At 43.8% G+C, this 24,355-nt stretch carries 19 protein-coding genes; 7 read left to right on the top strand and 12 right to left on the bottom strand.

The annotated features are described in order from the left end of the window. Positions 1-144 precede the first annotated feature (144 nt). From DWX23_RS12460 to DWX23_RS12440, 4 genes are all read right to left on the bottom strand, one after another. Entirely contained in the window at positions 145-996 is an 852-nt protein-coding gene (locus tag DWX23_RS12460) for a sugar phosphate isomerase/epimerase (protein WP_122374730.1), read from the bottom strand. A gap of 21 nt (positions 997-1,017) precedes the next feature. Further along, positions 1,018-2,529, bottom strand: coding sequence for a Gfo/Idh/MocA family protein (locus DWX23_RS12455; RefSeq protein ID WP_122374729.1), 1,512 nt, complete (start codon positions 2,527-2,529; stop codon positions 1,018-1,020). Positions 2,530-2,863: 334 nt separating this feature from the next. Continuing rightward, positions 2,864-4,156: a tyrosine--tRNA ligase gene (gene tyrS, locus DWX23_RS12445; protein ID WP_122353656.1), complete on the bottom strand. Its 1,293-nt coding sequence runs from the start codon at positions 4,154-4,156 to the stop codon at positions 2,864-2,866. A gap of 103 nt (positions 4,157-4,259) precedes the next feature. Next, positions 4,260-4,910 (bottom strand): TatD family hydrolase, encoded by a 651-nt coding sequence (locus DWX23_RS12440; protein ID WP_233587595.1) that lies wholly within the window; start codon positions 4,908-4,910, stop codon positions 4,260-4,262. A gap of 167 nt (positions 4,911-5,077) precedes the next feature. On the opposite strand from DWX23_RS12440, the gene DWX23_RS12435 reads away from it, so the two are divergent. Both DWX23_RS12435 and DWX23_RS12430 read left to right on the top strand, forming a co-directional pair. Next, positions 5,078-5,524: a hypothetical protein gene (locus tag DWX23_RS12435; protein WP_122374727.1), complete on the top strand. Its 447-nt coding sequence runs from the start codon at positions 5,078-5,080 to the stop codon at positions 5,522-5,524. A gap of 111 nt (positions 5,525-5,635) precedes the next feature. Continuing rightward, positions 5,636-7,819, top strand: a complete 2,184-nt coding sequence (locus DWX23_RS12430) for a hypothetical protein (protein ID WP_122374726.1) — start codon at positions 5,636-5,638, stop codon at positions 7,817-7,819. Positions 7,820-7,834: 15 nt separating this feature from the next. On the opposite strand, the gene yidD is transcribed toward DWX23_RS12430, so the two are convergent. The 4 genes from yidD to DWX23_RS12410 are packed head-to-tail and all read right to left on the bottom strand — an operon-like array spanning position 7,835 to position 9,924. Beyond that, entirely contained in the window at positions 7,835-8,056 is a 222-nt protein-coding gene (gene yidD / locus DWX23_RS12425) for a membrane protein insertion efficiency factor YidD (protein ID WP_122353659.1), read from the bottom strand. Further along, on the bottom strand, positions 8,056-8,442 hold the full coding sequence (rnpA, locus tag DWX23_RS12420) for a ribonuclease P protein component (RefSeq protein WP_122374725.1): 387 nt from the start codon (positions 8,440-8,442) through the stop codon (positions 8,056-8,058). Before rnpA ends, yidD begins: the two co-directional genes overlap by 1 nt. Beyond that, entirely contained in the window at positions 8,432-9,199 is a 768-nt protein-coding gene (locus tag DWX23_RS12415; RefSeq protein ID WP_183670590.1) for a uroporphyrinogen-III synthase, read from the bottom strand. Before DWX23_RS12415 ends, rnpA begins: the two co-directional genes overlap by 11 nt. Further along, positions 9,196-9,924, bottom strand: coding sequence for a DUF4271 domain-containing protein (locus DWX23_RS12410; RefSeq protein ID WP_122374775.1), 729 nt, complete (start codon positions 9,922-9,924; stop codon positions 9,196-9,198). Before DWX23_RS12410 ends, DWX23_RS12415 begins: the two co-directional genes overlap by 4 nt. 79 nt (positions 9,925-10,003) lie before the next feature. On the opposite strand from DWX23_RS12410, the gene DWX23_RS12405 reads away from it, so the two are divergent. Beyond that, the gene (locus tag DWX23_RS12405) at positions 10,004-11,233 is read left to right on the top strand and encodes a zinc-dependent metalloproteinase lipoprotein (RefSeq protein WP_158607074.1); all 1,230 of its coding nucleotides are present in this window, start codon (positions 10,004-10,006) and stop codon (positions 11,231-11,233) included. A 77-nt stretch (positions 11,234-11,310) separates the two neighbouring features. On the opposite strand, the gene lpdA is transcribed toward DWX23_RS12405, so the two are convergent. From lpdA to DWX23_RS12390, 3 genes are read right to left on the bottom strand one after another with little or no spacing between them, the layout of a single operon-like run. Continuing rightward, complete coding sequence (gene lpdA / locus DWX23_RS12400; RefSeq protein WP_122374723.1) at positions 11,311-12,657, bottom strand: dihydrolipoyl dehydrogenase; 1,347 nt, start codon at positions 12,655-12,657, stop codon at positions 11,311-11,313. A gap of 21 nt (positions 12,658-12,678) precedes the next feature. Then, a complete protein-coding gene (locus DWX23_RS12395; RefSeq protein WP_122374722.1) occupies positions 12,679-13,104 on the bottom strand; it encodes a PH domain-containing protein in 426 nt (141 codons plus the stop codon). A gap of 1 nt (position 13,105) precedes the next feature. After that, positions 13,106-13,492: a hypothetical protein gene (locus DWX23_RS12390; protein WP_122374721.1), complete on the bottom strand. Its 387-nt coding sequence runs from the start codon at positions 13,490-13,492 to the stop codon at positions 13,106-13,108. A gap of 1,109 nt (positions 13,493-14,601) precedes the next feature. Between DWX23_RS12390 and DWX23_RS12385 the strand changes: the two genes are divergently transcribed. The 3 genes from DWX23_RS12385 (at position 14,602) to DWX23_RS12375 (ending at position 21,635) form a co-directional block, all read left to right on the top strand. Then, positions 14,602-17,802: a TonB-dependent receptor gene (locus tag DWX23_RS12385; protein ID WP_122374720.1), complete on the top strand. Its 3,201-nt coding sequence runs from the start codon at positions 14,602-14,604 to the stop codon at positions 17,800-17,802. An 11-nt stretch (positions 17,803-17,813) separates the two neighbouring features. Then, positions 17,814-19,838 carry a RagB/SusD family nutrient uptake outer membrane protein gene (locus tag DWX23_RS12380; protein WP_122374719.1) on the top strand — a complete coding sequence of 675 codons (2,025 nt, stop codon included), beginning with the start codon at positions 17,814-17,816 and terminating at the stop codon, positions 19,836-19,838. Between the two features lie 108 nt (positions 19,839-19,946). Then, positions 19,947-21,635, top strand: coding sequence for a DUF4091 domain-containing protein (locus DWX23_RS12375; protein WP_122374718.1), 1,689 nt, complete (start codon positions 19,947-19,949; stop codon positions 21,633-21,635). Between the two features lie 206 nt (positions 21,636-21,841). Here the strand turns inward: DWX23_RS12375 and DWX23_RS12370 are convergent, their stop codons facing one another. Then, positions 21,842-22,537 carry a hypothetical protein gene (locus DWX23_RS12370; protein ID WP_122353670.1) on the bottom strand — a complete coding sequence of 232 codons (696 nt, stop codon included), beginning with the start codon at positions 22,535-22,537 and terminating at the stop codon, positions 21,842-21,844. A 201-nt stretch (positions 22,538-22,738) separates the two neighbouring features. On the opposite strand from DWX23_RS12370, the gene nadB reads away from it, so the two are divergent. Beyond that, entirely contained in the window at positions 22,739-24,313 is a 1,575-nt protein-coding gene (nadB, locus tag DWX23_RS12365; RefSeq protein ID WP_122374717.1) for an L-aspartate oxidase, read from the top strand. The last annotated feature ends 42 nt before the right edge of the window (positions 24,314-24,355 follow it).

Genomic DNA, 24,355 nt, shown 5'->3' with positions numbered 1-24,355 from the left:
TACCTAAAACGGGGGAAATAACCGGAATCCTTTAATTTATATAGCCTGGAGAAACAGGCATAAAAAATGAGATACAAAGACTATAACAAAAATAGCTTTGCACCTCATTTTTTATGTGAATGGGATATTATTCTATATCCTTACTTATTCGGTCAGTTCATTGAAATATCGGATGCACTCTTTTATATCCGGCACGGAATTTTCCCAGTTGTATTCGTATTCAATAGAGAAAACACCTTTAAAATGTTGCCGTTTCAGTTCCTGCAACATTCCTTTTACATCGAGGATACCGGTTCCCCAAATGACGTCATGCTGTTCTGCTTCTCCCGCCTGTTTGGAGGCAATGTCCTTAAAATGCAGGGAGATGATACGGCCTTCCAGTTTTTTCAGGCAATCCAACTGGTTCAAACCTTCCCGGCGCCAATGTCCGACATCGGCACAGGAACCGATCATTTTACTACGTCCGTCGATTGCTTTCAGCAGATTATCCGGGGTCCAGTAATCGGAAGGTTTGGGATGATTGTGGACGGATATTTTTATGCCATACTGCTTGACCAGCTTCTCTACCAGGTCCCAGTCATCCAGAGCCGGTTCGCACGTGATGAACTCCATGCCCATCCCTTTGGCAAACCGGAACATCTTTTCCCAGTCTTCCGGCTTTTCCGCCACATATACCCCAGTAGCGATGATCTGTATGCCTTTGGAGGCGGCCAGTTCTTTCAGTTCTTTCTGCGTCCGGGCATCCAGGTTAAAATCGAAAACCTTCTCACCCCATTTTCCTCCCAGCTTATGGCCCGGATATACTTCTATATACTTCACACCCAGCTCCCGGGTCTTATCCAACGCCTCCGTCAACGGAAAGAGATGGAAGGTATAAGATTGGATCGCTATCCTCCAATCCCGTTTTCCGGTCTTTGCCTGTTCCCCGGCAGATAAAAAATACGTAAAGAACAGGCAGCAAACGATTAGCAACAGTATTTTATTCAGTCGTTTCATCTTATTACACTTTATCGGTTATTAAGGCATATCAGGTAAAGAGAATCCGTTCTCATACGTATGTTTGATCCATTCGGCAGCCATTTCAGCCGCATTGAAATCGGCATAACGGCGGTCGAAGCGCGGATCTCCGTCGATCACTTTGAAATCGTCTGTCGTCACGATCTTTATCTTGTCGTTTGGTGAGATATTGGTAAAACGCATATTCTCGCCATCCCATTGCAATTCACGATGCAACCCGTACAAGCCGGAGAGGCGCACGGCCAATACACCCATCACGACCATTTCATTGAACGGACCGGAGAACTGAAAATTAGACGAGGCTTCCGTCCTGTTCGCAGCCGATTCCTTACAAGCGCGAATCCAGTCCTGTTCATGTGCATTCGTATTCCATATATCGCCATTGCCGCCTTTGATGCGGGGTATGGTCGGTTTGGGCTGGTTGAAATTCTCCATGGCAGAGAAGGGTAACAAAGTCGGATTCATGCCGTAACAACCGGTCATGATCTTGCCTTTCGTACCGATAAAGATGATACCGCCGTTCTCATCACCCATCATTTCACCGTCCTTCAATTCTTCCGGACGGGGAGGAACCAGGCCGCCATCATACCAATAGACCTTTACTTCCGGCATTTTCACGTTCCCTTTCGGGGGACGGGCCGGGAAAGTATAAGTCACCACCTGGGCATGAGGAGGAGAATACAGGTTGCTAAGGGTGGAGCTTCCAATCACACTCGTAGGATATTTCAGGTCCAAGGCCCAATAGAGCGGGTCCATGATATGACAGGCCATATCGCCCAGGGCTCCGGTTCCGAAATCCCACCAGCCGCGCCAGTTCCAGGGAGTGTAAACCGGATTGTACGGACGTTTCCGGGCAGGACCGATAAACAGGTCCCAGTCCAGCGTCTTCGGACATTTCACGGCCGTTTTCGGTTCCTGCAGACCCTGCGGCCAGATAGGACGGTCGGTCCAGCAATGCACCTCATATACATCTCCTATTATGCCGGATTGTATCCATTCGGCTATCTGGCGGCACCAGTCAAACGAATTGCCCTGGTTACCCATTTGAGTCGCCACCTTATACTTCTTTGCCAGGCGGGTCAACAGACGGGATTCGTAAACAGAGTGGGTAAGCGGTTTCTGGGTATAGCAATGTTTCCCCAACGTCATCGCATGAGCTGTCACCCCTGCATGGGTATGGTCGGGAGTAGCCACCATCACGGCGTCGATCGAATCGCCCATCTCATCGAACATCACCCTCCAGTCCTTAAACTTACGGGCATTCGGGTAATCATTAAACGTCTTCCCGGCATACTGCCAGTCGATGTCGCAAAGGGCCACGATATTCTCCGTATTCATGTTCGCCAGATTGCGGCGTCCCATTCCACCGACCCCGATCCCTGCAATATTCAGTTTATCACTCGGAGCGGTAAATCCGAAATTACGCCCCAATACATGTCCGGGAACGATGGTAAGACCGGCGGCGGCAAAGACCCCGGTCTTTAGGAAAGTTCTTCTTGAAATGTTTGTCATGATACTTTGGTATTTATACTAGAAACACTTACAACAAGAAATTTTACTCAACTTCACTAAAGAAAAAGATAGATTAGATAAAGCTTTAATCTTTTTTAATAAAACAGATAAAACAAAGGTAAATAACTTTTATAAGAAGGGTATTTATGAAAAAAGGTCCGAGACATAAGTCTCAGACCTCTTCACTCTGTTGTCCCACGAGGACTCGAACCTCGTCAGACAGAACCAAAAACTGTAGTGCTACCATTACACCATGGGACAATCCGGCGCTTTATCTAAAGCGATGCAAAGGTAAGAATAAAATCTTACCCTGCAAGCGTTTTTCTTATTTTTCTTACTTTGCGATCAGCAGGTAATAGTTCTTTTTACCTCTCTGAACCAACAGATATTTTTCATCCAACAGGGAAGAACAGTCGATAACCGTTTCTGCATCAGCCAGTTTTTCCTTATTCAGACTGATACCGCCACTCTGTACCAATTTACGCATCTCACCTTTAGACGCAAAAACGGCAGCCTTTTCAGTAAGCAAGTCGATTGCCTTTACACCGGCACTCAACTCATCACGGCTGATCTCAAACTGCGGAACGCCATCGAATACAGCCAGCAACGTATCTTCGTCAAGCTTCTTCAATGCTTCGGAAGTTGAATTGCCGAACAGAATATTGGAAGCTTCAACAGCTGCTTCGTAATCTTCCAGAGAGTGAACCATTACAGTGATTTCTTTTGCCAGACGTTTCTGCAAAGGACGAAGATGAGCGGCAGCAGCCTGTTCTTCTTCCAGGGCAGCGATCTCTTCTTTGCTCAAGTCTGTGAAGATTTTGATATATCTTGCTGCATCGGCATCACTTACATTCAACCAGAACTGGTAGAATTTATAAGGAGAAGTGTAACGACGGTCCAGCCATACGTTACCCGATTCAGTCTTACCGAACTTACCACCGTCGGCTTTCGTGATCAACGGACAAGTAAGGGCAAATGCTTCACCACCCGTTTTACGGCGGATCAGTTCCGTTCCGGTAGTGATGTTACCCCATTGGTCGGAACCACCCATCTGCAAGCGGCAACCTTCGTTCTGATACAGGAACAAAAAGTCGTACCCCTGCAATAACTGATAAGAAAATTCAGTGAAAGACATCCCTACACTCGATTCGGAGCTAAGACGCTTCTTTACCGAGTCTTTCGACATCATATAGTTTACAGTCAAATGCTTACCGATATCACGGATAAAGTTCAGGAAGGAATAATCCTTCATCCAGTCGTAGTTGTTCACCAACTTGGCTGCGTTAGGAGCATCCGAATCGAAATCCAGGAACTTAGCCAACTGTTTCTTTATACTGTCCTGATTGTGACGAAGTGTTACTTCATCCAGCAGATTACGTTCTGCCGACTTCATTGAAGGGTCTCCGATCATACCGGTGGCACCACCGACCAGAGCGATAGGACGGTGTCCGGCACGCTGCAAATGCTTCAGCATCATTACACTAACAAGGTGTCCGATATGTAATGAATCGGCCGTCGGGTCAATGCCTACGTACGCAGAAGTCATTTCTTTCTGTAACTGCTCTTCTGTTCCGGGCATCATATCATGAATCATGCCCCTCCATCTTAATTCTTCAACAAAATTCATCGTTTTAATTATTCATTATTATATAGTTAATACGGGCAAAGATACGACTTTATGCGGATACACAAATTATAAAGTGAACATAAACGCAACATAAAAAGAACATTCATTTAACCAGAAACAAGCGACGTATTGTTTGTTCTACTTGCCTACTTAATTCTTCAACAGACACTTGGAGAGTAAAAGCAATACGTTGATAAATAGTCTGTATAGGGTAAGACGATTCATCTGTTTCCATCAACAGATGATCAGGCCATGCTTTTCGTAAAGCCGATTCCTGAAAATGTTCCCCAAAAGACAGATAAAAACCCTGTTTCAACAATTGTTCTGCCAAGTCTCCTTTCTTCCGGAAACCATGAATAATCCAAGGCATCGAGGGATTGTGCTTTTTACGAATTACGATCAATTCATCCCATGCCTTGACACAATGGATTATCAGAGGTTTTTTCAATTCTTCAGAAATAAGAATCTGCTCTTCAAAGACTTCTATCTGTAAATCTAACGATAAGGATACTTGCTTGTCCAAACCAGCCTCTCCAATCATGACAACCTGTTCATTACAGACTAATTCCCGTAATAGTCTTACCTGTTCCTCTATTGTATCCGCCTGAATATACCACGGGTGTATACCACAGGATACCAGTTGGCCAGAGTGTATATTTAATGAACTATCTTTTCCTACAGCTATATTGTAAACAGTCATAACTTCCTCCGAAACAGTAGTCTGCTTCGAATGAGTATGTACATCGTAATACATAAAAATCGATGGTGTTGTCAATCTTGTCATTATAAGAAACAAAAATAATGAATATTTTGAGCAAATAAAAAACCAATTTGTTTCATTACAAAAAATTCATAACAACATTATTTATATCTAAACAAATGTGTATATTGTGCTAATTAATAACTAATAATATTATATCTATGAAAAAGTTGGGACATTTTTATTTAATTTCAGTTTTGTTATTTGTGTCATTTTATGCACAATCACAAAATATTAAATGTGGACAACAAGAGACTTCAACATCTAGTCTTGTAAAGCCCCTCGGTGATATACCAACATTTTTTATTGGAGCTGAGAGCTATATTATCACTGAACCCGAATTTAAGTATAGTGGAACTATTCCTTTAAATTATGGACAAACTATGAATATAGGGCTACCTTTTGCTGCCGTATCCATAAGTGGCAACCACCTTAGTTTTACAATTAGTAATGAAGAGTTTATGCAGAAACTTTACAAATCCCCACATAAAGAAAATGGCTTTTTTGATGTCCAAGTTAATATTTCTGATAATATGTGGTCTGGATCAGGGTATATACCCTATCTAGTTAGAATTGGAATTATACGAATTATTTTCAAAGAATATTAGATTATGTATAAACTTGTATTGATATTAATTGGGTTATGCTGTTTACAGCTTGGTTCTGCCCAGACTTTTCGGGCAGAACAGATTTTTCTGTCACCAGAAAGAGAAAGTTGCATGCCAGGCGACACACTACGAGTTAGCGGACAGTTACTCTCAACAAACCATCAGGATTTTTATCCCTATAGCCGATATATCTATTTGGAATGTATCGATCAGAAAGATTCTCTTTTACTCCGGCAGAAAGTAGCATGCGATGAAAGAGGATATTTTTATACAGCAGTTCCGACACAATTCGAATGGGAATCAAATATCTGCTATTTACGGGCATATACCCGATTGATGCAAAACTATTCCATAGAAAGTTTTGCTGTAGCTCCTTTTCTATTAGGAGCCATACATCCGAAAAAAAAAGACATTACTCAAGATATTCATGGCGTCTTCTATCCTGAAGGTGGTAAATTATTGAACGGATTTCAACAGAATGTAGTATTCCGGTTAACCGATGATGACGGTTTTCCAATCTCTACTGCGGATGCTTTTCTGCTGGATGAGAAAAACGATACAATCAGACATCATATTATCGTATCTGAAAATGGATTGGGAAAGATGACCTTCCTACCGGAAGCAAGCAAACAATACCGATTGCTGGTGGAATATAACAACCGTTTTTTTACTTTTCCACTACAAACAGATTCCAAGGGAGCTTCTTTACAAGCAGTCATAAACAGAGAACGTTTGTCATGCCGTCTCCTGTCGAATGAGGAAGGAAAACATTATCGCCTGTTCCTCTATCATTCCCATAAAGGCCTACAGGAAATTCCTTTTCACACAGGGCAAAAAGTTGCCGCAGTCGAGCTATCCAACTATCCAAAAGGTATTCTTGTTGTCTTTCTAATGGATAAAGATTTAAATCTGCTGAGCGAGCGTCTTTTATGGCTAGAGAAGCCGGAAGTGTCGCAGACTACTTTCAATTGCTCATTATCACAGAGAATTGTTTCGCCACAATCTCCTTTGCAATTTCAGTTAGACTCACCACACAACAGCACAGTCTTTATCCGGATAGCCCAGCAGGATGATTTACTTGCCACACAGGCTTATTCCAGCTTTTGGTTGGGTGGAGAGATTCTGTCTCCAGTACGTTTTCCATTAATAAACAGTCAAATACAGGAAGAACAGGAAACAGAGTTAAATCAATGGCTATACACGGCCAGATTTATCCTTTTCTCACCAGAAACAGTATTAAAGGAAGGAATAAATTTTCCATATCCTATTGAAGACGGACTTTTTTTGAAAGGAACAGCCTGGAAAAGGAAAGATAAACCTTTCGGACCTGGTCTGATCGATGCACAAAACAAAAAAGACCTCTCCTTTTATACAGGTGAAATCAATCAGGAAGGAGACTTTGTTTTGCCTGTCGATAACTATCCAGAAGGCACTGGATTTTTACTGATCAGTAAAAACAATAAAGGGAAAACGGTAAACAGCTCATTTACTTTAGCAGAAGAAATATATCCGAAAATAATTATCCCAAACCCATTGTTCACAAAAACTCGTCTACAAACAGATATTATCGTGGGAGACACCATTATACGATATAGTGTAGACGAAGATCAGCAACGCATTTATCATATTGATAATATAACTGTACAATCTCGAAAATCTGCAAACATACAGGAGATGAGTCGAACACCCAATAATTTCATCGGCGAAGAAACATTAAAGAAATGGCCCGGTAAAAGTGTACGCTCCCTGCTAAACAATTTTACAGCTATTAAGATCACAAAAGGAGGCTCTGGCAGCGGTGAAGGAATAATAAAAAGACAAAACGCTCTTGCCAGAAACCAATCAAGGATATCCAATGGAGAAATGAGAAGAGAAGAGGGGGAAACAACCATAACCTGGAAAGCATCAGGAAAGTATTCCTTTTTTAATGGAGATATTGCGCCTCTAAATGTAGTCATCAACGGGGAAGTAATTTTCAGTAATATCGATCATATACTAGAGTGGGCTGCCGGAGATATTAAATCCATAGAATTAATCAGACCGACAGATACCCGTTGTACGATTTACGGAACACCCAACGGGGCAATTGCTATCGAAACATTAAAAGAACCTCGAATATATGAAAACGATCCACTAGGTGAAATGGTTTATCCTTTCGGACTCACTATCACAGATAAACAACCAGCCAAACATATCAAAGCACCGTCGCAACCGGGAAAATACCGCCTACTTATCGACGTGATAACAGATGACAAGAGAATCATCTCTTTCAACAAAGAATTTGAAGTAAAGTAAAGGATTGGGATCGGTTCAGGGAACCGGGTCATACCCGCTCCCACCCCAGGGATGGCATCGGAGCAGCCGTTTGACTGCGAGGTAAAGTCCTTTGACAGGACCATATTTTTTCAGGGCTTGCACAGCATATTCGGAACAGGTAGGTGTATACCTGCATGAAGCCGGTGTCATAGGAGAAATACAATATTTATAGAAATAGACCGGCAACAGGAGAAGTGCAGTAAAGAATTTCTTCATTATTCTTTTTCACGCAAGATCCGGATCGCTTTCGTCATCGCCTTTTCCATATCGGTGAAGGAATGTATTTCCTTATCCAGATAGAGGAAAGCAATCAGCATGCGTTTATTTTTTTCTGTCAACGGATCGATCAGATCGTATTTACGTACCCGGTAAGCTTCACGTACCTGACGTTTGATCAGGTTCCGTTTTACGGCACGTTTGAATTTCTTTTTGGGGACACTAATCAGGATAGAGACGGGAACAGACATCTCTTCCTCCAGCGGTAAATAAACGACCCGCAGTGGAAACGCTACAAACGATTGTCCTTTTTCAAATAACAGGTCAATGTAACGTTTCCACGACAGGCGTTCTTCTTTTGAAAGGGTATACCTTCTATTTTCCATTCTTTTTGTTTCCGCCCAACTCTTTCTTCAGATACAAATCCAAAGCAGCCGTCATTGAAGGAGCTTCAGGTGTTGGCGCTTCCACGTCTAATCGCAAACCGGCATCCTTTACAGCTTTTGCTGTCGTAGGGCCGAAACAACCGATCTTTATATCTTCCTGCTTAAAATTCGGGAAGTTTTTCAACAAAGAAGAAATACCTGAAGGACTGAAAAATACCAACATATCGTAATCGAACTCCTCATCTTTAGCAAATTCGTTACTTACCGTCCTATACATCACGGCCTTTGTATAGTTGATCTTCTTCGCTTCAAGCAAACTTAACAAATCATCTTTATGCACGTCAGAAACCGGCACCAGATATTTTTCTTTTGCATGTTTTGCAATAACAGTCACCAGATCTTCAGGCTTTCCGGTCTGACCGAAAAAGATTTTACGCTTCCTGTATACAATATACTTCTGAAGGTAAACTGCAATAGCTTCCGTCATACAGAAATACTTCATTGTTTCCGGAATAGTGACACGTAGTTCTTCACATAAATGGAAAAAGTGGTCGATAGCTGTACGGGCGGTAAATATTACTGCCGTATAGTCCAGAATAGAAATTCTCTGCTGTCTAAACTCTTTGGAAGAAAGAGCTTCTACTTTGATAAAAGGACGGAAGTCGATCTCGACCCCATATTTCTCTGCAATGTCGAAATACGGTGACTTCTCGGATGCAGGCTTCGGTTGTGATACCAGCAACTTTTTGATGTTCAATGCCATAGAGTACTCGTCTCAATAAAGTTATACAAAAAAATCATACCTTCATACAAAAATATAAGGGGTAAGATTTCTTGGGTGCAAAGGTACAAACTAATATATAAAAAACCGACATTATTCTTGTGAAATATACGTATTGTCTTATAAATTATTACAAAACGACACAAAAAATAGAAAATACAAAACATTATTACGGGAGCCAATGTTTTACTTCCTACGAACATCAACCACACTACCGGAATATATAACAAAATGCCCCATGCCCCCATAATGGCGTTATAATTTTTTTTCCAGAACTTGTACTTATCTGGTGCTGCAAACACAAATCCCAACAGATAGTAACTCAGTTGTTTGAACTGATAAAACAAGAACAGCACGCCAAAAAGGGCGGCAATAGCCAACAAGACCTCTTTCTCCCCCTGCAAACCGACCATTCCCCGTGTCCGGCCTATCGAAAACAAAGCGATACTACAAAGAAACAATGCCTGAAAAGTCATAAAATTGCGAAAGAAAGATCCGCTCTTCCCTATCGTTTCGTCAAACAGGTTCTGCCGCTCCTTCAGGTATATCACATCTTTCATCATCTTTATAAAATGCTGAAAATTAGATCGGAATATTATGGCAAAGGCAATAAGCAAGGATAGCAGCAGCGTGAAGATGACATCATCTATCAGCTGTCCGTCCCACAAACGAATGCCTACATATCCTTCAAACAAATCCATGTATTTTTTATTTCGTGCAAAGGTAGGGATAAAAACATTATCTTTGTATCATGTACTCTCAATAACAAAATTTCCAATTATGAAAACGAAATATTTATTCCTTATATGCACTTTATGCACCCTGGCGCTCTTTACCGTAAGCTGTAGTGACTCCGATTCTTCGGCAGTTGAATTATCGGCATCGGCATTCGACGAAGTCAGCAGCGAGGGTGCCTCCCTGACGGTGGATATCATCTGTAATTCTTCCTGGACGGCAGAAAGTTCGGCTAGTTGGTGCAGCATCTCCCAGACCGAAGGAACAGGAAATCAGACCCTCAGCCTTTCTGTCGGGGCCAACCTGAATGACAAACCGAGAAGGGCGACGATCATCGTGACATCCCACCGGACACAGAAAACCGTCACCGTCACACAAAACGCAGGTAACGGCGATATAGACGGATATGCTTACGAATTGCCAGTTTACTTCCACGTCCTGTACAATAACAGTGCGCAGAATGTTCCGCAAAGCAGGATAGAAACGATCCTGACTGCCGTCAACAAACTCTATCAGAATAATAATATGAATCTCACATTCAAAATAGCTGAAATAGAACCCGTTTCATCCGCCTCAGCTTCTATCAGTTGTAAAGAATTCATGAACAGTGAAAAAGGGACCGACCATTACAAGCTAATGAAAGATCCTAACTCATATATCAATGTATTCCTTTATGCTTTCGAGGAGGAGGATGTACTAGGTGTCTCACATTTACCGCTGACAACGCAACAAAATTATCTGGAAGGGCTGACACTGACAGACTATTCAAATATCCAGGCGTCACAACTTTCGAACATTTACTGTGTATCCATCAACACGACTTATATAAATGCAGGAGTTAGCCAATACAGTCCGAACGATCCGATTATTACCCTCGCACATGAGCTGGGGCACTATCTGGGCCTGCATCATCCTTTTGCTGAAGACGAGAACGGTGCAGCGGCCAATGAGTGCAAGGATACGGACTATTGTGAAGATACACCTTCCTACAACAAAGTCGAATATGATGCGTGGTTGGGAGGACTACCCGCAGGTAATTATGATCTCGAATATTTGTCGCAGCGGAGCAACTGTCAGGGAGAGGAGTTCATTTCCGACAATCTGATGGATTACGCATACAGTCTCACGAACAAATTTACGGAAGACCAGTACACAAGAGTACGCCATGTCTTAAATTACAGCCCCCTCATCCCGGGACCAAAAATCCAGACAAAGGCAGGCACTCGTACATCTTCGGAAGAGACGTTGCAAATACCTTTCCGCACAATACAATAACAAGAAGCGGTACTGCTAAAATAAAATATCCCGGCCATTCATCGAGTGACCGGGATATTCATGTATAAAAGGTTTTATTATAATGCTTCTTTTATAATTTCACCGACTGTCGGATGCGGGAATACGATCGATTTCAGTTCCTCGGCCGTCATTCCTTTTTCAATGGCGATGCCTGCGATAACCACCAGTTCGGAAGCCGGATTACCTAACAGATGCGCTCCTATCACCGTCTCGTCTTCCGAGAGGATTAGTTTACAAACGCCGTTACCCTGTTCGTTCTCCGCCACAAAACGGCCGGAAAAAGCCATCGGCAGCTTCTTCACGATATAAGGGATTCCTTCCGCCTGCAATTCTTCTTCCGTCTTGCCTACACCGGCTATTTCCGGATTGGTATAGACCACACCCGGAATTGCTTTATAGCTCATACCGGCCCCAGCCTTGCCCAAAATATGTTTAACCGCTACTTCCGCTTCACTGACTGCCGTATGGGCCAGCAGAGAGAATGCAGTGATATCCCCGCAGGCATAGACATTCGGAAGAGATGTCTGCATATATTGGTTTACTTTTATACCGTTACGGAAAGGTTCCGGAGATAAAGTCTCCAGTCCGAATCCTTTCGTCACCGGACGACGCCCCACGCTCAAAAGCACTTTTTCACCCTCGATCACGAAGCTCTCCCCATCTTTCTCTACGGTCACCTCGCCTCCGTGAACGGCTGTCACCTTATGCCCCAGATAAAACCGAATGCCTCTCTTGGCGTATTCAGCCTGAAGCATTTCAGAAAGCTCCTTATCCATCGGGCCCAGTATCTTATCCAGCATTTCCACCACATGGACTTCGGTTCCCATACTATTAAAGAAAGAGGCGAACTCCATACCTATCACCCCACCGCCGATAATGACGAGGGAAGCAGGAAGTTCTTTCGTCTGCAAGGCTTCCCGGCTTGTCCAATAGTCGGTTTCTGCCAATCCGGGGATAGGAGGAATAACCGTTTCCGAGCCTGTGCACAGCAATAAGTTTGCAGCTTCATACGTTTCCTCTCCACATACAATGGAGATCGTACCGTCGGCAGAACGCCCTTTTATCTCCGCTTCGCCGTTAACGACAACGACACCATGCTCCGTCATCTTCATACGGATACCGGCAGTCAGTTTCTTCACGACCTTATTCTTACGGGCAATGATTTTAGGAAAATCGAAAGTAGGGTTCTCCGCCTTGATGGCATATTTCTGTGCATGCTTTATGGTATCATACACTTTAGCCGAATAAAGAAGTGTTTTTGTAGGAACACAACCTTCATTAAGGCAGACACCGCCCAATGCATTCTTTTCAAACAACACAGTGGATAATCCACCCGCTGCCGCTTTTTCAGCAGCTGTATAACCGGCTGGTCCCCCGCCAATTATAGCAACATCGTATTTCATGTTATCAGATTTAATTAAGTTTTATATTTGGATTCCTTCATTGCGTTTGATCTCGATATCCGGATTGAACTTCTTCAGCAGCTTTACAAACTCTTTTTCATTCTGCGGAGATATCAGCATCCACATTTTACCTTCTTTCCAGATCACGATCCGGTCCAGAGATAAAGAATAACTGAAAACGGGAAGAATAGACGGTTGCAACGCCTCTATATCGGCTATGGCGATTTCTTTTTTAGGAAAAAAGCCACAGCGGAGCAACAACATTCCGTCAGTCGTAACCACATAGTAGGTATTGAAAAACACATGCAATGTCAACGCACTGGCAACTAATGTACTAACAATTGCTGCAACATTCTGATGCAATACGGATACGACACACAGGATTGCCAACACAATAATCAACAGATGGTACCACCATCCGATCTTAGATTTAAAGACTCTATCCATTTCACGAATTTTCGCGCAAGATAGTCATTTCTTCATTTACTTGTTGTAAAGCAGCCACAAAACCTTCGGTATCGACCGGATGGACGGTGTTGGTATACTCCTTGTCTTTATAAGGCTTGCCATAATAGATTACTACGCTGCCCGATTGCTTGATAAATAACTTCTCTATATCTTTTACCGGGATTGCCACAAAGTTACCCTGTGTCAGATAACCCTTGTCAATCTTATAAGGGTATAATGCAGGCACAATAAAAACAAGGATCAGAATATAGGCTGCCGGCTGCCGTATCTCATTCAAATACAGTAATCCAAAAAGGATAAGCATACTAACTGCTATCGCAACATGTTTTGGAGTCACTAGTCTCTTTCTAAACGTCTGCTTTTCCATAATCTCACCTATTAAAGTTAGTAATAAGCAATATTACGAAATTCTGCTCATATTAAAAAGTTTACGGGCTTTAATATCATCATATAAAAGCATAAATAACAAAATAAAGGCAAAGTACCGTATTTTATGACACAATACTCGAATAAAGCCTCTTTTCGTAACCAAGTCATCTGATAAAAAGTCCTTTTAGAATATTCAATTAAACATATATTAACTATAATCCTTTCTAAACCCATTCCTCAGCCTTTTCAATTTTTTTTGCAAACTCGTTTTAAACGAATTATTTTTTGTTTTAAATGAGTTGGTGATTCATTTTAAATGAAATATATGTTAATTACACTCAAAAAACGCATCAAAAAGTAACAAGACGAGAACACAATATATGTTTTTCAACAGGATTAACCATCTAAAACAAGACTAACAAAAGAGAGCATCCAAATTACATTATGACTACAATTTCACCACATAAGAATATAATCTGGGACAATAAACAGAAATACAACAAGCTAATTGAACGCATTATCCAAGTAAATAAATCTTTATGATATTCCTCAACTTCTTGAGAACAGCACAAAATCCGAATATCTTATAAGCGGTTCATTACAAACCAGCCATTAGAAGATAAAATAGCATTTTGACATATCAGTGATATATTAAAATGGAATAGTTTAATTATTAGATTTATTCTATATATGGCAAAAGAGATGAGTGTTTTTTTCAGAGTACAGCAGCAGAAAAGAAATTGCCCTAAAAATAGTATCATAGTTCTGATAGAACTATTTTTATTATCGGCACAAATATATAATATATTTTTTAATATTTCATCTTTTAACGCAAGATTTTATCAACAAAGGCTAGTGATTGTATAATTTATTTAAAATAAGCACCACATATATAATATAAATGATATCAACCCGGATAATTCCTCTATAACATAGAACATATAGGCTCATCATTCATACAAAGATTTATAAATAGAATAAGTTCTATCAGAACTTATATAGAGGAGAAGTATGAAATGAGCTGCGCTAGACGCGTAAACAACTGATTAACTTAGGGATACCTTAGAGTTAAAAGCTTTCAATTTAAACAAAATTAAAGACACTATTATGCTGAAAAAAACACAAACTGTTAGCTTTCTGCTGCTATCATTAGCCCTCTCTTTCGGAGGAAACGTGTATGCTTCTGAAGTGGGTACTGAAACTTCAATCACGCAACAGGCAGAAAAAATCACAGGGACCATTGAGGATGAGTTCGGTCCCGTAACCGGCGCTTCCGTGGTAGTAAAAGGAACAACGAACGGAACCGTCACAGACATGAACGGTAAGTTCAGTTTATCAAACGTGAAAAAAGGAGACGTCATCGTAATCTCTTTTATCGGTTATGTTACTCAAGAAGTAAAATACACCGGTCAGGATGCCATCAGAGTACAGTTAAAGGAAGACTCACAAACACTCGACGAGGTGGTTGTAGTCGGTTTCGGTACACAAAAGAAAGTCAATTTGACCGGTGCCGTGAGTATGGTCAATGCGGAAGTGATCGAATCGAGACCCGTTCAGAATGTATCTCAAGCCCTGCAGGGTGTTGTTCCCGGTTTGAACTTTACGGTGAACAGTAACGGAGGAACACTGGATAACACGATGAATGTAAACATTCGTGGTGCCGGTACGATCGGTGACGGTTCCGGTTCATCCCCTTTGGTCCTGATCGACGGTATCGAAGGTAATATGAACACGATCAACCCGGCCGATATCGAATCTATCTCCGTATTGAAAGATGCCGCCTCTTCTTCGATCTACGGTTCACGCGCCTCTTTCGGTGTGATCCTGATCAAGACAAAAGGGGGACAATCCGGAAAAGTAAATGTAAACTATACGGGTAACGTCCGCTTCACGGATGCACTGCAGATACCGGAAATGATGGATTCATATCAATTCGCCCAGTATTTCAATGCAGCCGCAGCTAATGCCGGACAAAGTGCCGTATTCAGTGCCGAGGTGATGCAGCGTATCCAGGATTACCAAGCTGGAAAAATATCGACTGTCTCGACACCCAACGCACAAGGTAAATGGAATATGTATTCAGGAGCGAATGCCAACACGAACTGGTTTAAAGAAGTATACCGCGACTGGGTACCTTCGCATGAGCACAATCTGAGTGTCAGCGGCGGATCAGAAAAAGTCACTTATCGTGTCAGCGGTAGTTTCCTGAACCAGCAGGGTCTGATACGTTTCGGGGAAGACCGTTTCAAACGTTACACCATGGACGCAAAGATCTCGGCAAAGTTGACAGATTGGGCAACGTTGAATTACACCAACAAATGGACACGCGAGGACTACAGCCGTCCTACTTATATGACCGGCTTGTTCTTCCATAATATCGCCCGCCGCTGGCCGACTTGTCCGGTATATGATGACAACGGTCACCTGACCGACGGTATGGAATTGATCCAGATGCAGGATGGTGGTAAACAGACACACCAGAAAAACTACTATACACAACAGATAGGATTGAAGTTCGAACCGATCAAAGACTGGACGATCAATGTGGATGGCAATATGCGTACGCATACCAATAACCAGCATTACGCCGTACTACCGGTTTCCGCCTATTACGCGGACGGATCTCCGTATTATGTCAGCTGGGATGGCGGCGCTTCTTATTCGCCGGGGGCCAGCCGTGTATATGAATATCGGTATACCGAAGATTATTTTACAACAAATATCTACACCGACTATTCTAAAACGATCAATGACCATTATTTCAAAGTGATGGCCGGTTTCAACGCGGAATTAACGAAATACGATACGACTTCAGGACGAGGCGACAAGCTGATCTCGGGAGAAACTCCTTACCTGAGCCAGACAACATCGGAACAGAAAGTGACCGGCGGCCGGGCAGAAAACTCGGTAGCAGGCTTCTTCGGACGTATCAATTACAACTATAAAGATCGCTATATGGTCGAGTTGAACGGTCGTTACGATGGTTCTTCCCGTTTCATCGGCGATAAACGCTGGGGATTCTTCCCTTCCGTATCAGGAGGATGGAACATTGCCCGTGAAGAGTTTTTCAGTGATTGGTCGAATCTTTTCAGCACTCTGAAATTGAGAGCTTCCTGGGGACAGTTGGGAAATACGGACACGAAAGATGCCTGGTATCCTTTCTATCAGACAATGCCGACAGGGACTGCTACAGGTACGTGGCTGGTCGACGGAACGAAACCGAACGTAGCCGGACTGCCGGGTATCGTCAGTTCTTTAAAAACATGGGAAACGATCGAATCGTGGGATGTCGGTCTGGATTGGGCTTTGCTCGGCAACCGTTTAACAGGTTCATTCGACTACTTTACACGTTACACATACGACATGATCGGTCCGGCTCCCGAACTACCGGGCGTACTGGGTGCTACCCCGCCGAAAATCAATAACTCGGATATGAAATCGTACGGTTTTGAACTGGAACTGTCCTGGAGAGACCGTGTCGGTGATTTCAACTACGGAGCAAAATTCGTATTGTCTGACGCCAAACAGAAGATCACCAGATACCCGAATGAGTCGAGATCGTTGGATATCGCTCACTACAACGGGAAAATGCTGAACGAGATCTGGGGATACACTACTGTAGGCATCGCCCAGTCGCAGGCAGAAATGGACGCACACCTTGCCAATAACAAGCCTAGTTGGGGAGCCAGCTGGAGTGCAGGTGATATCATGTATGCCGACCTGAACGGAGACGGCGTTATCAACAGCGGTGCCAATACGGTAGACGAACCGGGCGACCGTAAGGTCATCGGTAACAGCACGCCCCGTTATAACTTCGGTTTAACGCTGGATGCTTCCTGGAAAGGTCTCGACTTTTCCGTATTCTTCCAGGGAATAGCCAAACGTGATTACTGGTTAAGCGGCCCGTATTTCTGGGGTGCTTCAGGCGGAATGTGGCAATCGGCCGGGTTCACAGAACACTGGGACTTCTGGCGCGGAGCCGACGATCCTCTGGGAGCGAACCTGAACGCTTATTACCCGCGGGCTAGTTTTGACGGAGCTAAAAACCAATATGTACAGAGCGGTTACCTGCAGAACGCGGCATATATCCGTATGAAAAACATCCAGGTAGGCTATACATTGCCGAAACAATGGGTTTCAAAGGCGGGCATGTCTTCTGTCCGTGTCTACATCTCCGGCGACAACCTGCTTACGATATCTGACATTACCGGCGTATTCGACCCGGAAACTCTCGGCGGAGATTATGGAGACGGCAAGCTGTATCCATTGTGTAAAACTATATCTGTTGGTTTAAATGTTAATTTCTAAATTATCCGATCATGAAACTGAATTTTAAAAGCATATATATCTATTCGATTGTAGCGGCAGCCGGTCTGTCGATGCCGTCGTGCAATGATTTTCTGGACAGAGAGCCGATCTCCAGTATCACTCCCCAGCAATACTTCAATTCGGCAGAAGAACTGGGAGCCTATGCGATCAACTATTATAATTCGATCATCCCCAGTTATGCAGATGCCTATGCAGCCGGTCCGTTGAATGCGGACAGAAACACGGACAATATGGTTGTAGGGGAAGCCAATACGACTTATTTTGCTTCCAACCGCTGGTTGGTACCCTCTTCCGGCAGCCCTGATTTCTCGCTGATACGTGCCATGAACTATTTCCTGGAACAAGTTTTACCGAAATATGAGGCGGGCAGTATCTCCGGTACGGAGGAAAATATCCGGCATTATATCGGGGAGATTTATTTTATGCGTGCCTCGGTTTACTTCGACCGTTTAAGATCGTATGGCGATTATCCTATCATAACGACCGTACCGGTCGACGAAACGTCGGAACTGGTAGAGTTGAGCAAACGTTCCCCGCGTAATGAAGTGGCGCGTTTCATCCTGGAAGACCTCGACCGCGCTATCTCCATGCTGAAAAGCGGTACTGCTTTCAACAAGGTTCGTATCGGAAAGGAACTGGCTTATTTAGTAAAATCACGGGTAGCCTTATATGAAGGTACATTTGAAAAATATCATAAAGGGACACCCCGTGTTCCGGGAGAACAAGGTTGGCCGGGTGCCGACAAAGCTTACAACTCAGGGAAGAGCTTCAATATCGACGGTGAAGTCAGTTTCTTCCTGACGGAAGCGATGAACGCTGCGAAAGAAGTAGCCGACAACCATGAACTGACACAGAACACGATGGTGATAAATCCGGCAATCAACCAGATCTACGGATGGAATCCTTATTTTGAAATGTTCTCGATGCCGACTCCGGGCACGTTGGATGAAGTGATACTCTGGCGTGATTTCGATGCCGACCTGAGTGTGACCCACGGCTTTATGGCTTACATACAGCAGGGAGGAAACAACGGTATGACGAAAAGTTACGTCGATGCTTTCCTTATGGAGAACGGGCTGCCTATCTATGCCGCCAATTCAGGCTACAAGGGAGACATAACGATCGACCAGCAGAAAGAAGACCGCGACGGCCGTCTGCAGTTATTCTTATTCGGTGAAACGACTGTGCTCGGAAATGAAGATTCGCTTCAATATTATAACGCACCGGAGGTAGTCGGTCTGACAGAACATCGCGACCGTACCGGTTTCCGTCAGCGTAAATCCTTCTGTTATGATTTTGCGCAGATACGTAACGGGGTACGAGGTACGAACGGTATCGTAACCGCACGTGCTGCCGAAGCCTATCTGAACTATCTGGAAGCATCTTACCTGAAGAACGGATCGATCGATGCTACAGCGGCCTCTTATTGGAGAAAGTTGCGTGAGCGGGCGGGTATCGATGCCGATTTCACGAAAACGATCGCTGCGACCGACCTTTCCAAGGAACCGGACTGGGGCGTTTACTCCGGCTCGCAGAAAGTGGATCCTACCCTTTATAACATTCGCCGTGAACGCCGTTGCGAATTTATCGGGGAAGGAAGAAGATGGGATGACCTGATCCGCTGGCGTTCGTTCGATGCATTGTTCTCGGAAAACATGGGGCCGTACGTTCCCGAAGGTGTCAACTTCTGGACAGAGATGCACAAGAACACGGCTTACCTGAAGAGGAACGATGCCGGTGAACTGACGAATGAATCTGCCTTGATCGAACAGAAAGACGGACTTTCTTCTGCGAACATTTCAAACCGGAATGACAGCAAATATATACGTCCGTACCGTGTCGTAAAAGAAAACAACGAGGTATGGAACGGATATAACTGGATGAAAGCCTACTATCTGAGTCCTTATTCCATCCTGGAAATGACTCTGGCTTCTCCGGATTCCAGATTGGAGACATCCAACCTGTATCAGAATCCGTACTGGCCGACAGTAGCCAGCGCATCCGCACTGGAATAAAGTTTTTCAACATACATCGATAACTCAATAAACTCAGTAAGCATTCGGGAGAATCCTTACTGGGTTTTACCTATAATTTGTCAATCATAAGTTTAAAAGCTATACACCATGAAACATCTAGCCTATTTATCTTTCTGCATTTTACTTATGGCATGTGCAAACACATCGGATACGAAAGATACGATCAGTTTCGCACAGGTAGATCCTTTCCTGAAAGTATTCAGGGAATCAAACTTCTTTCCGGAATACAACGAGACGGAAGAAGTGGCGGCAGGCGAACATGCGACATTTCAGTTCGTTGTCCGTAGTGCTGCAACATTGAAAGACCTAGCGATAGAGGTGTCTCCTTTCACGAATGAACAGGGAGCTACTTTACCGGCTGTACGTTCAGGCTTTGTCGATTTTGTACGGGTAGGCCGCCAAACTCCTGACCGGGCAAAAGATGCGATCACCTCCTTATCCCATTACTATCCGGACCCGATCATCGAGAAAGACCGGTGGAATGTGGAACGGGATATGGCACAGCCTATCTGGCTGACGGCAAACATCCCTTCGGATGCCGCACCCGGCGACTATAAAGCGACGTTCCGGTTAACAGGCAAAGCTGGCGGCAAGCTCTTCCGCCAGGAGAAAGAAATACGGATCAAAGTATATCCGGTCATCATGGAAGAACCTTCTTTATGGGTGACCAACTGGTTTGGTACTTCACCTGAGAAAATGAAGATATTTAACGGTGGAAAAGAGGTAGAACTTTACTCCCCTGTTTACTGGGATATGATCAAGGAATTAGCCCTGAAACTGAAAGAATGCTATTCCAATGTCATCCTGATCTCCCCCTTGCAATACGTTGAATTTTCAGAGAAAGACGGGATATATACATTCGATTACACCCAGTTCGACAAGATGGTCTCTATATTCAAAGAAGCGGGTGCTCTAAAGATGATCGAAGGCGGACATATAGCGGGACGCACCGGCAACTGGGACAGCCAGTTCGAACCCTATGTTCCGGAATATAAAGACGGCAAAAAGACCCGGGTACAATACCCGATGTCTTCTCCCCGGGCACAAAACTTCTACAAACAGTTCATCCCTTCATTAACGGCTCATCTGAAAGAGCAGCAAATGGGAGAAATCTATGCCCAGCACATTGCGGACGAGCCGATCAGCTCCAATATAAAAAGTTATGTCGAGATTGCCCGGTTTATCAAACAACTGGCACCGGAGATCAAGATCATAGAGGCCTGTCATTCACACGACCTGGAAAATACTCTGGATATCTGGGTACCGCAGTTGAACTTCTATAAAGACGGATATGATTTTTACCGCGAACGACAGAAGCAGGGCGACGAAGTATGGTTTTACACCTGCCTGGCTCCGCAAGGAGACTTTGCCAACCGCTTCCTGGAACAACCGCTTATAAAGACCCGGTTAATCCACTGGCTGAACTTCAAATATGGCGCAACAGGGTATCTGCACTGGGGATTCAATCAATGGTTTGCCAATAATGATCCCTATAAAGAAACAACCCTGATGAACACGGAAAGCGGAAACACATTACCCGGAGGGGATAGCTGGATCGTCTATCCGGACAATGGCAAGTTATACGGTTCTATCCGTCTGGAAGCCATGCGTGACGGCATTGCCGATTATACCTTACTGAAGATGCTGGAACGGAAAGACCCGGAACTGGCTAAAGAACTGTGTCGCCTGACCGTCTTCCACTGGACACTCTACGATACGGAAGGCGATCATTTTCGGAAGACAAGAAGAGAAATACTGGAAGCGTTGTCGGAATAAATAGTTGTATCAAGAGATTATTCAGGAACGCGGAGTTATCCGCGTTCCTGAATTTTTTAGTTCTGTTATGATTCAATTGATCATTAAAAAAAGCGAAAATACGCCGCCACTTCACAGTAACGACGTATCCACTTAAACCGGTCAAACAATTCCCAAAAAGGAATATATTTTATGTAAATTCTCTTATTTCCTAAAATCGCATTGTATCATTTCACCTCTTCCAGTACTGAATAAGATTGTAATACATTATTATTATTGTATTGTTCAGTACGAACGACTCCGATATTCGGAGCATACCATTCATAACCGTAACCCTCGATCGTTTCTTTCGGAGAACGTGATTTGATTTTAAATTTTACTTTCGTACAGTCGAATGTACCTGCCGGAGTGGTGATCTCTTCTGTTTTCACATATTCACGATCGTAAATAGAGATGTTCTTCCTGTCCTTACGATTCTTCTTTGAATAAATGTTGATTACTGCATCGTCGAAATACACATCGTCCGGAGAAGCTCCTTTCGATACGCTCGGATAATTGATCACAGCATCGGTAGCTGCCACTGCGGTATTCGTTGTAGAGACAAAAGACGGATTAGTGAGGACCTCTTTCATATCCATAAAGAATTCGCCATCCTGGCAAAAAGCCTCCAGTTCACCTTTGTCGACAACTGTCCCGCTATTATTGGTGAACACGTAATCGGCTTCGACTTCCAGGCCGGATTGTTTACTTTCCACCTCATCCACAACATAAGTCATCACACCTGACAGGTTGCCTTTGCCATCATAACTCTTTTTCACCAGTTTAGTTCCTTTTGTCGTCGGGAAAAAGAATGTACAATCTTGTGCCATAGCCCCGCCTGCCAACATAGAGGCTAAAGCTAACAGTAAAACTTTAGATTTCATATTTATAACGTTTAAGTATTAATAATAAGCCGGATATCCAATGCGTTGTTAAAACAGAGGAAGCCTGCGAATGTTTATGGCTTTTCTTTTAAAAATAGCAAAAGAATAAGTATTTCGGGACTTTTTAACCGAAAGGGCACCCCGAATGGTACAACCATAAAAGTTAATTCCTAACTTTGGCGCTCTAAACAGTAATGTCTTATGGTACAAAGATTCGATTTCTTAGTGATAGGTTCCGGTATTGCAGGAATGAGTTTCGCTCTTAAAGTAGCCAATAAAGGGAAAGTAGCCCTTGTATGCAAAACTAATCTGGAAGAAGCCAACACCTATTTCGCTCAGGGCGGTATCGCCTCGGTAACCAACCTGATTGTTGACAATTTCGACAAGCATATTGAAGATACAATGATAGCCGGTGACTGGCTCAGTGACCGTGGTGCAGTAGAAAAAGTTGTGCGTAATGCCCCTCAGCAAATCAAAGAACTGATCAGCTGGGGAGTCGATTTCGACAAAGATGAAAAAGGGAACTTCGACCTGCACCGGGAAGGCGGCCACTCCGAATTCCGCATCCTACACCATAAAGACAACACTGGTGCCGAAATACAGGACAGCTTGATCCAGGCAATCCAGAAGCATCCTAATATCACCGTATTTGAAAATCATTTCGCAATCGAAATACTGACCCAACACCATCTGGGTGTTACCGTCACCCGCCAGACTCCGGATATCGAATGTTATGGCGCTTATATCATGGACCCGGATGGCCGGATCGATACTTTCCTTTCTAAAGTGACCCTGATCGCAACAGGAGGTGTCGGTGCCGTTTATCAGACAACCACCAATCCGTTGGTGGCAACCGGCGACGGCATTGCCATGGTTTACCGGGCAAAAGGAACGGTAAAAGATATGGAGTTCGTACAGTTCCATCCCACTGCCCTGTTCCATCCGGGCGACCGTCCCTCTTTCCTGATTACGGAAGCAATGCGCGGTTATGGCGGCGTGCTCCGTACGAAAGACGGGAAGGAATTCATGCAGAAATATGACAAGCGTCTTTCATTGGCTCCACGTGATATTGTGGCCCGTGCCATTAAGAACGAAATGGATACCCGCGGTGACGATCATGTTTATCTGGATGTCACGCACAAAGATCCGGAGGAGACAAAGAAGCATTTCCCCAATATCTACGAGAAGTGTCTGAGCCTGGGAATCGACATAACCAAAGAGTATATCCCGGTCGCTCCTGCCGCCCATTATCTTTGCGGAGGTATCAAAGTCGACCTGGACGCCCGTTCGTCTATCGACCGCCTGTATGCGGTAGGTGAATGTTCATGTACCGGCCTGCACGGAGGAAACCGTCTGGCATCCAACTCGCTGATCGAAGCAGTCGTTTATGCCGATGCAGCGGCAAAACACAGCCTGAGCATCATCGACTCGTTAAAATACCAGGAAAGCATACCGGAATGGAATGATGAAGGAACGACTTCCTTGGAAGAAATGGTATTGATCACCCAGAGTGTAAAAGAGGTCGGGCAGATCATGAGCACTTATGTAGGCATCGTCCGTTCCGATCTGCGCCTGAAACGCGCCTGGGACCGTCTGGATATCATCTACGAAGAGACAGAAAGCCTGTTCAAACGTTCGGTTGCCTCGAAAGATATCTGCGAACTGCGTAACATGATCAACGTCGGTTATCTGATCATGCGTCAGGCCATCGAACGAAAAGAAAGCCGGGGGTTACATTATACGTTGGATTATCCGCCGGTAAAAAAAGGACAATAAATATTTCATGATCCACTAGGGATTTCCAAACTTGCATTGTCT

This window comes from Parabacteroides sp. AF18-52 (genome assembly GCF_003479145.1).
Lineage (GTDB): Bacteria > Bacteroidota > Bacteroidia > Bacteroidales > Tannerellaceae > Parabacteroides > Parabacteroides faecis.
Note: the sequence above shows the minus strand (reverse complement) of the source record. Positions and strands in the feature narration are given on the sequence as shown.

Coding starts and splice junctions, on each gene's coding strand:
- DWX23_RS12460 (WP_122374730.1), bottom strand. CDS start 996: ATGAAACGACTGAATAAAATACTGTTGCTAATCGTTTGCTGCCTGTTC.
- DWX23_RS12455 (WP_122374729.1), bottom strand. CDS start 2,529: ATGACAAACATTTCAAGAAGAACTTTCCTAAAGACCGGGGTCTTTGCC.
- tyrS (WP_122353656.1), bottom strand. CDS start 4,156: ATGAATTTTGTTGAAGAATTAAGATGGAGGGGCATGATTCATGATATG.
- DWX23_RS12440 (WP_233587595.1), bottom strand. CDS start 4,910: ATGTATTACGATGTACATACTCATTCGAAGCAGACTACTGTTTCGGAG.
- DWX23_RS12435 (WP_122374727.1), top strand. CDS start 5,078: ATGAAAAAGTTGGGACATTTTTATTTAATTTCAGTTTTGTTATTTGTG.
- DWX23_RS12430 (WP_122374726.1), top strand. CDS start 5,636: ATGCCAGGCGACACACTACGAGTTAGCGGACAGTTACTCTCAACAAAC.
- yidD (WP_122353659.1), bottom strand. CDS start 8,056: ATGAAGAAATTCTTTACTGCACTTCTCCTGTTGCCGGTCTATTTCTAT.
- rnpA (WP_122374725.1), bottom strand. CDS start 8,442: ATGGAAAATAGAAGGTATACCCTTTCAAAAGAAGAACGCCTGTCGTGG.
- DWX23_RS12410 (WP_122374775.1), bottom strand. CDS start 9,924: ATGGATTTGTTTGAAGGATATGTAGGCATTCGTTTGTGGGACGGACAG.
- DWX23_RS12405 (WP_158607074.1), top strand. CDS start 10,004: ATGAAAACGAAATATTTATTCCTTATATGCACTTTATGCACCCTGGCG.
- lpdA (WP_122374723.1), bottom strand. CDS start 12,657: ATGAAATACGATGTTGCTATAATTGGCGGGGGACCAGCCGGTTATACA.
- DWX23_RS12395 (WP_122374722.1), bottom strand. CDS start 13,104: ATGGATAGAGTCTTTAAATCTAAGATCGGATGGTGGTACCATCTGTTG.
- DWX23_RS12390 (WP_122374721.1), bottom strand. CDS start 13,492: ATGGAAAAGCAGACGTTTAGAAAGAGACTAGTGACTCCAAAACATGTT.
- DWX23_RS12385 (WP_122374720.1), top strand. CDS start 14,602: ATGCTGAAAAAAACACAAACTGTTAGCTTTCTGCTGCTATCATTAGCC.
- DWX23_RS12380 (WP_122374719.1), top strand. CDS start 17,814: ATGAAACTGAATTTTAAAAGCATATATATCTATTCGATTGTAGCGGCA.
- DWX23_RS12375 (WP_122374718.1), top strand. CDS start 19,947: ATGAAACATCTAGCCTATTTATCTTTCTGCATTTTACTTATGGCATGT.
- DWX23_RS12370 (WP_122353670.1), bottom strand. CDS start 22,537: ATGAAATCTAAAGTTTTACTGTTAGCTTTAGCCTCTATGTTGGCAGGC.
- nadB (WP_122374717.1), top strand. CDS start 22,739: ATGGTACAAAGATTCGATTTCTTAGTGATAGGTTCCGGTATTGCAGGA.